This window comes from Mycolicibacterium vinylchloridicum, assembly GCF_013404075.1.
GTDB classification, from domain to species: Bacteria; Actinomycetota; Actinomycetes; order Mycobacteriales; family Mycobacteriaceae; genus Mycobacterium; species Mycobacterium vinylchloridicum.
Genome location: NZ_JACBJQ010000011.1, coordinates 125010 through 137666, shown reverse-complemented (window position 1 = coordinate 137666; position 12657 = coordinate 125010). Strand labels below are relative to the sequence as shown.

General features: G+C 66.2%; 18 protein-coding genes. 13 read left to right on the top strand and 5 right to left on the bottom strand.

The genetic code is table 11. The features are described 5' to 3' along the window. Positions 1–48: 48 nt before the first annotated feature. Positions 49–699: a TetR/AcrR family transcriptional regulator gene (locus HPC46_RS12125; RefSeq protein ID WP_005143860.1), complete on the top strand. Its 651-nt coding sequence runs from the start codon at positions 49–51 to the stop codon at positions 697–699. On the opposite strand, the gene HPC46_RS12120 is transcribed toward HPC46_RS12125, so the two are convergent. Then, complete coding sequence (locus tag HPC46_RS12120) at positions 665–1915, bottom strand: cytochrome P450 (RefSeq protein ID WP_179470047.1); 1251 nt, start codon at positions 1913–1915, stop codon at positions 665–667. The two genes, HPC46_RS12125 and HPC46_RS12120, sit on opposite strands and share 35 nt — an antisense overlap. Positions 1916–2108: 193 nt before the next feature. On the opposite strand from HPC46_RS12120, the gene HPC46_RS12115 reads away from it, so the two are divergent. Then, entirely contained in the window at positions 2109–3692 is a 1584-nt protein-coding gene (locus HPC46_RS12115; RefSeq protein ID WP_179470105.1) for a carboxylesterase/lipase family protein, read from the top strand. Here HPC46_RS12115 and HPC46_RS12110 read toward each other — a convergent pair. The 4 genes from HPC46_RS12110 to HPC46_RS12095 are packed head-to-tail and all read right to left on the bottom strand — an operon-like array spanning position 3689 to position 6603. Beyond that, a complete protein-coding gene (locus HPC46_RS12110) occupies positions 3689–4300 on the bottom strand; it encodes a TetR family transcriptional regulator (RefSeq protein ID WP_179470045.1) in 612 nt (203 codons plus the stop codon). The genes HPC46_RS12115 and HPC46_RS12110 overlap by 4 nt on opposite strands. After that, positions 4297–5085, bottom strand: coding sequence for an SDR family NAD(P)-dependent oxidoreductase (locus HPC46_RS12105; protein WP_179470043.1), 789 nt, complete (start codon positions 5083–5085; stop codon positions 4297–4299). The genes HPC46_RS12110 and HPC46_RS12105 overlap by 4 nt, the downstream gene beginning before the upstream one ends. Then, entirely contained in the window at positions 5069–5539 is a 471-nt protein-coding gene (locus HPC46_RS12100) for a VOC family protein (protein ID WP_407665491.1), read from the bottom strand. Before HPC46_RS12100 ends, HPC46_RS12105 begins: the two co-directional genes overlap by 17 nt. 2 nt (positions 5540–5541) lie before the next feature. Further along, on the bottom strand, positions 5542–6603 hold the full coding sequence (locus HPC46_RS12095) for an NAD(P)H-dependent amine dehydrogenase family protein (RefSeq protein WP_179470041.1): 1062 nt from the start codon (positions 6601–6603) through the stop codon (positions 5542–5544). A 206-nt stretch (positions 6604–6809) separates the two neighbouring features. Here HPC46_RS12095 and HPC46_RS12090 point away from each other — a divergent pair, with 206 nt between their 5' ends. From HPC46_RS12090 to rpmC, 11 genes are all read left to right on the top strand, one after another. Then, positions 6810–7151, top strand: a complete 342-nt coding sequence (locus HPC46_RS12090; RefSeq protein ID WP_179470039.1) for an RNA polymerase-binding protein RbpA — start codon at positions 6810–6812, stop codon at positions 7149–7151. Positions 7152–7592: 441 nt separating this feature from the next. Continuing rightward, a complete protein-coding gene (rpsJ, locus tag HPC46_RS12085; protein ID WP_003883485.1) occupies positions 7593–7898 on the top strand; it encodes a 30S ribosomal protein S10 in 306 nt (101 codons plus the stop codon). A gap of 13 nt (positions 7899–7911) precedes the next feature. Next, complete coding sequence (rplC, locus tag HPC46_RS12080; RefSeq protein ID WP_005143872.1) at positions 7912–8565, top strand: 50S ribosomal protein L3; 654 nt, start codon at positions 7912–7914, stop codon at positions 8563–8565. Beyond that, the gene (gene rplD, locus HPC46_RS12075) at positions 8562–9218 is read left to right on the top strand and encodes a 50S ribosomal protein L4 (RefSeq protein ID WP_179470037.1); all 657 of its coding nucleotides are present in this window, start codon (positions 8562–8564) and stop codon (positions 9216–9218) included. Before rplC ends, rplD begins: the two co-directional genes overlap by 4 nt. Then, the gene (gene rplW / locus HPC46_RS12070) at positions 9218–9520 is read left to right on the top strand and encodes a 50S ribosomal protein L23 (protein ID WP_179470035.1); all 303 of its coding nucleotides are present in this window, start codon (positions 9218–9220) and stop codon (positions 9518–9520) included. Before rplD ends, rplW begins: the two co-directional genes overlap by 1 nt. Positions 9521–9548: 28 nt before the next feature. Beyond that, positions 9549–10385 carry a 50S ribosomal protein L2 gene (gene rplB, locus HPC46_RS12065; RefSeq protein ID WP_036343509.1) on the top strand — a complete coding sequence of 279 codons (837 nt, stop codon included), beginning with the start codon at positions 9549–9551 and terminating at the stop codon, positions 10383–10385. Between the two features lie 12 nt (positions 10386–10397). Continuing rightward, positions 10398–10679 carry a 30S ribosomal protein S19 gene (gene rpsS, locus HPC46_RS12060; RefSeq protein ID WP_003892827.1) on the top strand — a complete coding sequence of 94 codons (282 nt, stop codon included), beginning with the start codon at positions 10398–10400 and terminating at the stop codon, positions 10677–10679. Beyond that, entirely contained in the window at positions 10676–11161 is a 486-nt protein-coding gene (gene rplV, locus HPC46_RS12055) for a 50S ribosomal protein L22 (protein WP_179470033.1), read from the top strand. Before rpsS ends, rplV begins: the two co-directional genes overlap by 4 nt. Beyond that, the gene (gene rpsC, locus HPC46_RS12050; RefSeq protein WP_179470031.1) at positions 11161–12003 is read left to right on the top strand and encodes a 30S ribosomal protein S3; all 843 of its coding nucleotides are present in this window, start codon (positions 11161–11163) and stop codon (positions 12001–12003) included. Before rplV ends, rpsC begins: the two co-directional genes overlap by 1 nt. Before the next feature lie 3 nt (positions 12004–12006). Beyond that, positions 12007–12423: a 50S ribosomal protein L16 gene (rplP, locus tag HPC46_RS12045; RefSeq protein WP_005143879.1), complete on the top strand. Its 417-nt coding sequence runs from the start codon at positions 12007–12009 to the stop codon at positions 12421–12423. Continuing rightward, positions 12423–12656, top strand: coding sequence for a 50S ribosomal protein L29 (gene rpmC, locus HPC46_RS12040; protein ID WP_005143880.1), 234 nt, complete (start codon positions 12423–12425; stop codon positions 12654–12656). Before rplP ends, rpmC begins: the two co-directional genes overlap by 1 nt. Position 12657 lies beyond the last annotated feature (1 nt).

Below are 12657 nucleotides of genomic sequence, written 5' to 3'. Positions count from 1 at the left end.
GGCGAAGATGACGAGACATTGGGACACGTCGCGGAAAGGAACTGGGCCATGACGAGCCGCCGCAGCGATCCCAGACCTGCGCGTTCGCGCGCGCGGTTGCTGGACGCGGCAACGGCATTGCTGCGCACGGGCGGCCCGAGCGCGGTCACCGTCGATGCCGTCACACGTGGCGCCAACGTCGCCAGGGCGACGCTCTACCGGCATTTTCCCAGCGGCAATGACCTGCTGGCGGCCGCCTTCCACAGTCTGATCCCACCCGCGCCGATGCCGCCGGAGTCGGGAACGCTGCGGGAGCGCCTGGTGGCCCTGATGCAAGCGCAGGCCGACCTCATCTCCGAGACGCCGATCCTGCTGACGGCCACGTATTGGCTGGCGCTGGGTCCGGACATGGAGCACATGCCGGGCAGAACCGAGGACACCGACAGCCCCGAGGTGCGCACACTGCGCGAGCGGGTCGCCCAGCAGTACGGTGCGCCGTTCGACGCGATCTTCGACAGTCCCGATGCACAACGGGAACTCGGCAATGTGGACCGCGCTCAGGCCATCATGCTGCTGATCGGGCCGCTGGTTGCCGGGCGGATCAGCACGCTGGCCGATTTCGACTACCGCGAATGTGCCCGCGCCGCTGTGGACGGCTTCCTGGCCGTCAACCGCGTCAACGAAATCACTTCAGCGAGTAGCGAATCGGCAGGCGTTTGAGGCCGCCGACGAACGTCGTGGCCATCAGTTCCGGCTCGCCGGCCAGTTCGATGGAATTGATCCGAGGGACGAGCTCGGAGAAGAAGCTGTGCATTTCCATCCGGGCCAGCGCCGCTCCGAGACAGAAGTGCACACCGTAGCCGAAGGACAGGTGCTTGTTGGGGTCGCGGCCGACGTCGAAGCGCATCGGGTCGTCGAAGACCTCCTCGTCGCGGTTGGCCGAAACATAGGACAGCAGAACCGCTTCGCCCTTGGCGATGGGTACGCCACGGACCTCGGTGTCGGCCTGGGCGGTCCGCATGAATTCCTTGACCGGGACCACACAGCGGATCATCTCCTCGACCGCGGTGCCCATCAGGCCCGGATCGTTTTGCAGCCGCTGCAGTTCACCGGGGTTGCGAATGAGTTCCAGTAGCCCGCCGGCGATTCCGGCGCTGGTGGTGTCATGGCCGGCGCTGGCCACGATCACGTAATACGAGGCGGTGTCCATATCGGACAGCGGCTGACCGTCGATGGTGGCGTTGGCGATCGCCGAGCTGAGGTCCTCGGTCGGGTGCTCGCGGCGGGATGCGGTCAACGCGGCGAAGTACTTGAAGAAGTCGAGCAGCACCGCCAGCATGTCGTCGGTTTTGCCGCCGCGCTGTAATTCGGTGTCGTCGCCGCCGAACATCTCCTGGGTCAGCTTGAGCATGCGGGGGAAGTCCGACTCGGGCAGGCCCAGCAAGGTCAGAATGATGTAGAGCGGATACTTGACCGCGATCTCCTGGACGAAGTCCAGCTCGGGCCCCTGCTCGAGCATGTTGTCCACGTAGATCTTTGCCAGCTCGTCGCAGCGAGCTTTCAGGGCGCGCATCGCTTTCGGCCGAAACCAGTCCGCACCGATCTTGCGCATGTCGCGGTGGTGCGGATCGTCCATGTGGATCAGCGTGCGCAGGCCGATCCCGGCCTCCAGCTGCGCGCGCAGTGCGTCGTCGGCTTCGGCGATCGTCAGCAGCGGGCGCGGATCGTTGGTGAACAGATCGTTCTGTCGCTCGATGTCCATGATGTCGGCGTGCTTGGTGATCGCCCAGAACGGCCGGTACGCCTCGGTTTCGACCCAGGACACGGGAGCGTTCGCGCGCAGATGAGCGAGAGACTCGTGCATCCGCTTCTCGTCGGTGTAGCCCATCGGGCTGGCCAGAACGCGTGCCGCCTTGTCCATGATCCGGGACGTCATCGGGTCTCCTCGCTGGGTGCTACCGCTCGGTTGTATCAAAAGAAAGTTGACGGGTGTCAGGTTTCAGTATTGGGGCGATTGTGCCAGGTGGTAGGGGATTGGTGCTAATTGCCAGGTCATCGGTTGGGCAGGCATCCGCGTAGGCTCGGATCTCGTGCGAGACCGATCGAGTGGCCGACGCTTTCGGCGCGCGATGGGCCTGGTGGTTTCCCTGGCCTTGCTCGTCGGGTGTAGTCAGGGCGTCACGGCTACGCCCCGGCAGCAGGCCCCTGCCGCGCAGGCCGGACCTGCGGTGGTGCAGACCGCGGACGGAGCGGTGCGCGGTGTCGTGGCCCCCGGCTACCGGGTGTTCAACGGCGTTCCGTACGCCGCCGCCCCCGCCGGCCCGCACCGTTTTCAGCCGCCGCAGCCGGCCGCACCCTGGCCGGGCGTGCGTGACGCCACCAAGCCGGGCCTTCGGTGCGTCCAGGACACCAGCTTCGATCCCGACTACGGTCGCCCCACCGGTGAGGACTGCCTGAACCTCAACATCTGGACCCCCGATGGCGCCGGCCGCTCGAGCCGGAAACCGGTGATGGTGTGGATCCACGGTGGCGGTTTCCTCAACGGCAGCGCCGATATCTACGACGCCCGGTGGCTGGCAACCCAGGGCGATATCGTCGTCGTCACCGTCAACTACCGGCTGGGCACCCTCGGGTTCCTGGCACATCCGGCGCTGAGCCCCGACGGGGATGTCGGCAACTACGGATTGGCTGACCAACAGGCGGCATTGCGGTGGGTCCGTGACAACATCGCCGAATTCGGCGGTGACCCAACAAAAGTCACGATCGCCGGCGAGTCGGCGGGCGCGATGTCGGTGTGCGACCACCTGGTCGCGCCGGAATCTGCGGGGCTGTTCCGGGCCGCGATCCTGCAGAGCGGGCCGTGTCAGGCGCAGGCCGACCGTGCCACCGCCGAACGGGTCAGCGCCGAGTACGCGACCAGCGTCGGCTGCTCGGATCCTGCGGCGATCGCGGAATGCTTGCGGTCGCGGCCGGTCAAGGAGTTACAGAGCGCCCCACTGTATGTCGGGTTCGGGCCTGACAAGCTCACCGGACCGGTCACCGGAACCGATCGCCTTCCCGTCGACCCGATGACCGATATCGCGCTGGGTGCTATGCCCAGGATTCCCGTCCTGATCGGCAGCAACGGTGACGAATTCGCGATGTTCGCCGCACTGCAATATCTCAAAGACCGCGGTCTGCCGCCCTATCCGAAGTTGCTGGCCGACACGTTCGGCCCCGACGCCCCCGCCGTGGCTCAGCACTATCCGCTCGACGTGTTCGGCGGCAACGAAGGCCTGGCCTACTCCGCCGCGGTCACCGACAGCGTATTCGCCTGTCCGACAGACCGAATCGCATCCGGTCTGGCGCGCACCAACCCGGTATACGCCTACGAGTTCAACGATCGGACCGCGCCGGCCCCGGATCCGTTGCGCGTAGTGCCATTCCCGGTGGGCGCCAGCCACTCACTGGAGTTGAGGTACTTGTTCGACGTCGGTGGCGCCCCGCCACTCAACCCGGCACAACGCGAACTCTCCGACCAGATGGTGGCGTACTGGAGCCAATTCGTGAAAGACGGCAACCCGGCGGTATCCGGACTGCCGGAGTGGCCGCAGTTGGGCACTGACGGGGCCGCGAAGAGGATGTCGTTGCAGACCGCGCAGCTCACGCTCACAGAAGATTTCGGCGCCCGCCACAATTGCCCGTTCTGGGCGACGCTGAAGGGGGCCCGCTAGCCCCAGCGGGGATGGGCTACGACGGCCAGGGCCTCTGAGACATCCGATGCCAGCGGCCGGCGCCGGGTTCCGCGCTCCCGGACCCATCGCTGGAAGGCGAAATCGGCTGCGGCGAAGGAGAGTTGGACCAGCAATCCGGGACGGCTGTCCTCGGCCGGATCCACAGCCATTCGCGCGGCCACCAGCTGCACCATCTGCTCGCGCTCGGCGGCGGACAACAGAGTCGCCCGATCCAGCAGCTCGGGGGCGGTGAGGATGGCCGCGCGCCAGTTCTCCAGGTCGACATCCTCGAACGAGTCGACCCGGCTGACGATCGCGGCCGCCAGCGCGACGTCCGGCGATTCACCGGCCGGGCGGCGCGCCAGCAGTGAAGCGATCGCGGCATTCCCGCGTTGCACCGCACCCAGCAGCAGGTCCTCCTTGGTGGCCACGTGCCGGAAGAACGTCCGCGGTGACACCGATGCTTCGGCGGCGATGTCCTCTGTGGTGACGTTGCCGAATCCCCTTGCGGCGAAGAGCCGATACGCGGCCGCGTGGATGTCGGCACGCACCTGCGCCCGCTGCCGGTCGCGCAGTGTCGGCGGCCGTTCGGCGGGCGGGCTGGTCACCGGTACATTCCCATGCCGCCGTCGACGTGGATGGTTTGCGCGGTCAGATACGACGCATCGGGACTAACCAGAAACGCGACCATCGGCCCGATATCGGAATGTGTGTCGCCGATCCGGCGCAGTGGGATGCCGCGCACGATCTTGTGGTAAACGTCCGGGAACTCGTCGCTCCAGCCGGCGACGCCGTCGGATTGGGCGAAGGGGCACACGACGTTCACCCGAATATTGTCCTTACCCCATTCCAGCGCAGCGACTTTGGAGATCCCGCGGACGGCCTCCTTGGATCCGGCGTACGCGCCGAAGGTCTTCTGCCCGCCGGTTCCGGCGCCGGACCCGAAATTCACGATGGACCCACCGCCGGCCGCCTTGAGCACCGGGTAGGCCGCCTGCATCAGGAACAACGTGGCCCGCGGTCCGGTGTCGAAGACGAGGTCGAAGTCCTCCTGGGTGATGTCGGTGAACGGCTTGGGTTCATTGGTGGCGATGGCGTTGTTGATCAGCGCGTCGATACCGCCCATCACCCGCACCGCCTCGTCGACGATGCGCTGGTAGCTCGACCGGTCGCACAGGTCGGCCACCAGCGCCGTGGCGCGATCGCCGGCGTCGAATTCCCCGGCGACGTCGGCCACCGCCGGATCGCGGTCGACCATCAGTACCGTCGCACCCCGCTCGAGCAGCGCCGCGGTGACGCCTCGGCCCACGCCCCGGGCGGCGCCGGTAACGATCACCCGGACGCCGGTCAGTGACCCCGGATGCCAATAACTCCGATCAATGTGCGGGGCCACGATGCAGTTCCTCCGATGTTCGTGCAGCACCGGGGAATTCGATGAACTCCACCGCGGTGCCGTCGGGATCCTTGACGAAAAACATTCGCACCCCGGCGATCTCGAACGGCGCCTGATCAGGCTGATAGCCCGCATCCTGCACCCGGCGGTAGGTGCCGTCGAGGTCGGTGACCGACAGTGAGATGTTCTGGTTGCCGACGAAGGACCTCTTGGCCGGACGACTGTCGGGGCCGAGTGAAAGCAGCTCCAGCATCACCCCGCCGATCAGACCGCCCACCGCCCGGCCCTGGTTCTCGCCACCGCTGCCGAGTGCGTGGTCGAACGATTCGCCCGACAGTGTCTGGTCGAACACCACGTCCATGCCCAGCAATCCGCGATAGAACTGCAGGGCCCGCTCCATGTCGGTGACGCCGACGACGAGGTGGGAAAAGCGAAGATCGCCAAGACTTTCCACGGTCAGCGTGCCAAGTTCGGGGCGGCTCGGCCGGCGATGAGAGGCAGGTCCAGATAGGTCTTGATGCCCGGTCCGGCTTCGCAGACGTAGGGGATGGCGCTGATGCAGTGATTGGCGGTGGCCACCACACCCGGATTGCGCTTGAGGCCCTCTTCGACCGTTTCGGGTTGCAGGCCTTTGAAGGTCAGCGATACGTCGCAGTCGCCGGTGACCTCCACCTCGAAGCGCTCGCCCTTCTCGCCGAGCGTCCACGGCGGGTCGAGCTCCACATCGCACATCAGCCAGTTCACCGCGGCGGTGACGACGGGCTGATCATCGACGATGGCCTGCCACTTGAACCGGCGCGCGGCCACGGTGCCCGCCTCCATCGGGACCACGAGCTCGTCGGTTCCGGTGACGGCGACGGCCACCTCCTGGGTCGAGCGAATGTGCGGGTCGGCGCGGAAGCCCAATTGGTCGGCGACCATCCGCACCGATTGTTTGAAGCCGGCTTCCAGCAGGGCGGCGATGGGTCCACTCATCGCCTGCTCGGGGGTCAGGCCGAATCCCATCACCTCTCGCACCACCAGTGGCGCGTTGTAGGTGCGGATATCGGAGAACTCCTCGGCCCGGACGTGGGTGATCGCCGCCGTCAGCGAGGAGATCATCAGCGGGAAGCGCTCGGTGATGCCGCCGGGGTGGATACCGGAGCCGTGCAGTGTGGAGTTGCCCGCCGTGCAGGCCTCCTCGAGGGCCTGCACTCCCGGGTTCTGCCGATCCGGATACACCCAGCCGACCGGGGTCACCACGTTCTTGCCCGAGCGCAGGATCTTCGCGACGACCTGATCGTCGGGCAGCATGGGGGAGTACATGACGCAGTCGGCGTCCAGCGCGAGCAGCTCGTCGACGTCGGTCGTCGCCGCCACCCCGATCGGGGCTTCACCGATCACCTCGCCGACGTCTCGGCCGTGCTTGTCGGCGCTGTGCACCCAGCAGCCGACAAGCTTGAGCTCGGGATGGCGCAGCACCCCCTGGATCGCCGCTTTGCCCACACCGCCGGTTGCCCACTGGATCACTCGATACATATCGGCATGCTATGCCGATATGGCAGTAACTGTCACGAGTTCTGCCGGCGACTCGCCACCCGAACCGCCGCGCTGGACGACCGACCCCCGGGTCGGTCTGCGGTGCGGTTCTGTCGATGGGGCTACATTGGTGCACGAAGGTGTCACCTGTCTGGCGAGCATTGCCGGGGCGTACACGCCGCCCCGCTACAAAGGACATGCCGCTGATGGCTGATCGGGTAATGAGGGGCACTCGCCTCGGGTCCGTGAGTTACGAGACCGACCGCAATGACAATCTGGCGGCACGCCGGATCGCGCGGTATCGCACCGCCAACGGTGAAGAGTTCGACATCACCCTCGCCGACGACGCAGAGATTCCCGACACCTGGGACTGCCGCAACGGCCTGGAGGGCAGGCTCATCGAGGGCGGTGAGCCCGTCGAACCGAAGAAGAAGGTCAAGGTCCCCCGCACACATTGGGACATGCTGCGGGAGCGCCGCTCGATCGAGGAACTCGAGGTGCTGCTCCAGGAGCGCCTCGCGATCGTCAAGTCAAAACGAGGCCGATAGCGGGCACACCGCCCGTCACGGCCTCAGTTCGTCGGCGAAGGCCCGTCTCGCGCACCCCTGCGGCACGGTCAAACCGACCCGCTACCAGGCAGTGCAGGGATTTGGATAGCGCTCAGGCCAGATTTGGCTGGTGCCGCGATCTAGGGCATACTGTTCGGGTTGCCTTGAGCCGGATTCGCCCCTTACGGAGCGTGCCGCCCAAGGTGTACGACCGGCGCCCATACGGGCGCGTCCGGTCCCAACCTCGGAGCGCGACGGTTTTTCACCGCGCCTTCGGGACTGCGTGAGGGCGACACACCCGACCGCGGGGGCCGGAGCACCAGGACAGGTAAAGAGCGGCGGCGACAGCCAGCGCTGAACGTTCGGCCACACGGCCGAACACCAGCGCAATGACCACCGTGTCCCTTCGTGGGACCAAGCAGGAGTGAAGGTAGGAGAAGCGTGGCGGGACAAAAGATCCGCATCAGGCTCAAGGCCTACGACCACGAGGCGATTGATGCCTCGGCGCGCAAGATCGTGGAGACGGTCACCCGTACCGGTGCGAGCGTGGTTGGTCCGGTGCCGCTGCCGACGGAAAAGAACGTGTACTGCGTCATCCGCTCACCGCACAAGTACAAGGATTCGCGGGAGCACTTCGAGATGCGCACACACAAGCGGCTCATCGACATCCTCGACCCGACGCCGAAGACGGTTGACGCGCTCATGCGCATCGATCTGCCGGCGAGCGTCGACGTGAATATCCAGTAGGGGTCGGCGAACAATGGCACGTAAAGGAATCTTGGGTACGAAGCTGGGCATGACCCAGGTCTTCGACGAGAACAACAAGGTCGTCCCCGTCACGGTTGTCAAGGCCGGACCCAACGTGGTGACCCGCATCCGTACGCCCGAGCGTGACGGCTACAGCGCCGTGCAGCTCGCCTACGGCGAGATCAGCCCGCGCAAGGTGAACAAGCCGGTCACCGGTCAGTACGCCGCCGCCGGGGTCAACCCGCGCCGGCACCTGGCCGAGCTGCGGCTGGACGACGAGTCCGCGGCCGCCGAGTACGAGGTCGGCCAGGAGCTGACGGCGGAGATCTTCGCCGACGGCGCCTACGTCGACGTCACCGGCACCTCCAAGGGCAAGGGTTTCGCCGGCACCATGAAGCGTCACGGCTTCAAGGGCCAGGGCGCCAGCCACGGTGCCCAGGCAGTGCACCGCCGGCCGGGCTCGATCGGTGGCTGCGCCACCCCGGGCCGGGTGTTCAAGGGCACCCGCATGTCCGGCCGCATGGGTAGCGACCGCGTCACCACCCAGAACCTGGTGGTGCACAAGGTCGATGCCGAGAACGGCGTGCTGCTGATCAAAGGCGCGGTCCCCGGCCGCAACGGCGGGCTCGTGATGGTTCGCACGGCAGTCAAACGAGGTGAGAAGTGACTCTGAAGATTGACGTCCTTACACCGGGCGGCAAGAAGGACGGCAGCGTCGAGTTGCCTGCCGCTCTGTTCGACGTAGAACCCAACATCGCGTTGATGCATCAGGTGGTGACGGCGCAGCTGGCCGCCAAGCGGCAGGGCACGCATGCCACGAAGACTCGCGCTCAGGTCTCCGGTGGTGGCAAGAAGCCGTACCGGCAGAAGGGAACCGGCCGGGCCCGTCAGGGTTCGACCCGCGCCCCGCAGTTCACCGGTGGTGGCGTCGTTCACGGCCCGCAGCCGCGTGATTACAGCCAGCGGACCCCGAAGAAGATGATCGCCGCCGCATTGCGCAGCGCGCTGTCGGACCGGGCCCGCAACGAGCGGATCCACGCGATCACCGAGTTGCTCGAAGGCCAGACGCCGTCGACCAAGAGCGCCAAGGCGTTCCTGGCCACGCTGACCCAGAACAAGAAGGTTCTGGTCGTGATCGGCCGCACCGACGAGGTCGGCGCCAAGAGCGTGCGCAACCTGCCCGGCGTGCACGTGATCTCGCCGGATCAGCTGAACACCTACGACGTGCTGCACGCTGACGACGTGGTGTTCTCGGTCGAGGCCCTGAACGCATATATCGGTGCGAACACCAAGGACGAAAAAGAAGGAGCGTCGGTCTGATGGCAACCGTTACCGACCCCCGCGACATCATCCTGGCGCCGGTCATCTCCGAGAAGTCGTACGGACTGATCGAGGACAACGTCTACACGTTCATCGTCGCGCCCGGCTCGAACAAGACGCAGATCAAGATCGCCATCGAGAAGATCTTCAAGGTGAAGGTCGACTCGGTGAACACCGCCAACCGGCAGGGCAAGCGCAAGCGCACCCGGGCCGGCTACGGACAGCGCAAGAGCACCAAGCGCGCGATCGTGACCCTGGCCCCCGGCAGCAAGCCGATCGACCTCTTCGGAGCACCGGCGTAGCCGGCGGAAACGGACTCAGGAATAGATAATGGGAATTCGCAAGTACAAGCCGACGACCCCCGGTCGCCGCGGTGCCAGCGTCTCCGATTTCTCCGAGATCACTCGCTCGACTCCGGAGAAGTCGCTGATCCGCCCGCTGCACAGCACCGGTGGACGTAACGCCCACGGCCGCATCACCACTCGCCACAAGGGTGGTGGCCACAAGCGCGCCTACCGCGTCATCGACTTCCGTCGCAACGACAAGGACGGCGTCAACGCCAAGGTCGCACACATCGAGTACGACCCGAACCGCACCGCGAACATCGCGCTGCTGCACTACCTGGACGGCGAGAAGCGCTACATCATTGCGCCGCAGGGTCTTTCGCAGGGCGACATCGTGGAGTCGGGCGCCAACGCCGACATCAAGCCCGGTAACAACCTGCCGCTGCGCAACATCCCGGCCGGCACCGTGATCCACGCCGTCGAGCTGCGTCCCGGTGGCGGTGCCAAGCTGGCCCGCTCGGCCGGCTCGAGCATCCAGCTGCTGGGCAAGGAAGGCGCCTACGCCTCCCTGCGTATGCCGTCGGGTGAAATCCGCCGCGTCGACGTGCGCTGCCGCGCCACCGTCGGCGAGGTCGGCAACGCCGAGCAGGCCAACATCAACTGGGGCAAGGCCGGCCGCATGCGGTGGAAGGGCAAGCGCCCCACCGTCCGTGGCGTCGTCATGAACCCGGTCGACCACCCGCACGGTGGCGGCGAGGGCAAGACCTCCGGTGGTCGCCACCCGGTCAGCCCGTGGGGCAAGCCCGAGGGTCGCACCCGCAAGCCCAACAAGCCGAGCGACAAGCTCATCGTCCGTCGCCGGCGCACCGGCAAGAAGCGCTAGGAGTAGATAGCGATGCCACGCAGCCTGAAGAAGGGTCCGTTCGTCGACGACCATCTGCTGAAGAAGGTCGACGTACAGAACGAGAAGAACACCAAGCAGGTCATCAAGACCTGGTCGCGTCGTTCGACCATCATCCCGGACTTCATCGGTCACACCTTCGCCGTCCACGACGGTCGCAAGCATGTGCCGGTGTTCGTCACCGAGGCGATGGTCGGCCACAAGCTGGGCGAGTTCGCCCCGACGCGCACGTTCAAGGGTCACATCAAGGACGACCGGAAGAGTAAGCGGCGATGACGACTGCAACCACCGAATACCCGTCTGCGACGGCTAAAGCCCGCCACATCGGGATCTCGGCGACCAAGGCTCGTCGCGTGATCAACCTGGTCCGCGGCAAGAGCGTCGAGGAAGCTCTCGACATCCTTCGCTGGGCGCCGCAGCAGGCCAGCGATCCGGTCGCCAAGGTGATCGCGAGCGCTGCCGCCAACGCGCAGAACAACGACGGTCTGGACCCGGCCACCTTGGTGGTCGCGACCATCACCGCCGACGAGGGCCCGACCGCCAAGCGGATCCGGCCGCGCGCGCAGGGTCGCGCGTACCGAATCCGCAAGCGCACCAGTCACATCACCGTGATCGTGGAAAGCAGGCCGAGCCGTTCCGATCAGGGTAAGTCGGCCAGTGCCGCCCGCGCCCGTCGTGCGCAGGCCAGCAAGGCCGCCACCAAGACGGCGGCTCCCAAGACCAAGGCTTCTGCTGAGACGAAGGAGGGCTCGGAGTAGTGGGCCAGAAAATCAACCCCCACGGCTTCCGGCTCGGTATCACCACCGACTGGAAGTCCCGGTGGTACGCCGACAAGCAGTACGCGGACTACGTCAAGGAAGACGTGGCGATCCGCCGGCTGCTGGCCACCGGTCTCGAGCGCGCCGGTATCGCCGACGTGGAGATCGAACGCACCCGTGACCGGGTCCGTGTTGATATCCACACCGCGCGTCCGGGCATCGTGATCGGCCGTCGTGGCACCGAGGCCGACCGCATCCGCGCGGACCTGGAGAAGCTGACCGGCAAGCAGGTTCAGCTCAACATCCTCGAGGTGAAGAGCCCTGAATCGGTGGCGCAGTTGGTCGCCCAGGGTGTGGCCGAGCAGCTGAGCAACCGGGTGGCGTTCCGCCGCGCGATGCGCAAGGCCATCCAGTCGGCCATGCGCCAGCCCAACGTCAAGGGCATTCGCGTGCAGTGCTCGGGCCGCCTCGGCGGCGCCGAGATGAGCCGCTCGGAGTTCTATCGCGAAGGCCGGGTCCCGCTGCACACCCTGCGCGCCGACATCGACTACGGGCTGTACGAGGCCAAGACCACGTTCGGTCGCATCGGCGTCAAGGTGTGGATCTACAAGGGCGACATCGTCGGTGGCAAGCGTGAGCTGACCGCCGCCGCACCCGCCGCTGACCGTCCGCGCCGTGAGCGTCCGTCGGGCACCCGTCCGCGCCGCAGCGGTGCGTCGGGCACCACCGCGACGAGCACCGAAGCCGGCCGCGCTGCCAGTGAAGAGACCGCCGAATCGGCAGTCCCGGTCACGGCCGAGGCTCCCGCTGTGGAGCAGGCCGCTGAAAGCACGGAGAACTAAATCATGTTGATTCCCCGCAGAGTCAAGCACCGTAAGCAACACCACCCCAGGCAGCGTGGTATTGCCAGCGGTGGCACGTCGGTGACCTTCGGCGATTACGGCATCCAGGCACTGGAGCACGCCTACGTCACCAACCGGCAGATCGAGTCCGCTCGTATCGCCATCAACCGGCACATCAAGCGTGGCGGCAAGGTGTGGATCAACATCTTCCCGGACCGTCCGCTGACCAAGAAGCCCGCGGAAACCCGGATGGGCTCGGGCAAGGGCTCACCGGAGTGGTGGGTGTCCAACGTCAAGCCCGGCCGCGTGCTGTTCGAGCTGAGTTACCCCGACGAGAAGATCGCCAGGGAAGCCCTGACGCGTGCGATCCACAAGTTGCCGATCAAGGCACGCATCGTGACCCGAGAGGAGCAGTTCTGATGGCAGTGGGCATCAGCGCCGGTGAACTGCGTGAACTGACCGACGAAGAGTTGACCGACAAGTTGCGGGAGTCCAAGGAAGAGCTGTTCAACCTGCGCTTCCAGATGGCCACCGGCCAGTTGGACAACAATCGCCGGCTCCGCACCGTGCGTCAGGAGATTGCGCGCATCTACACGGTGCTGCGTGAACGTGAATTGGGTCTGGCCTCCGGACCCGCTGGTGAGGAATCGTAAA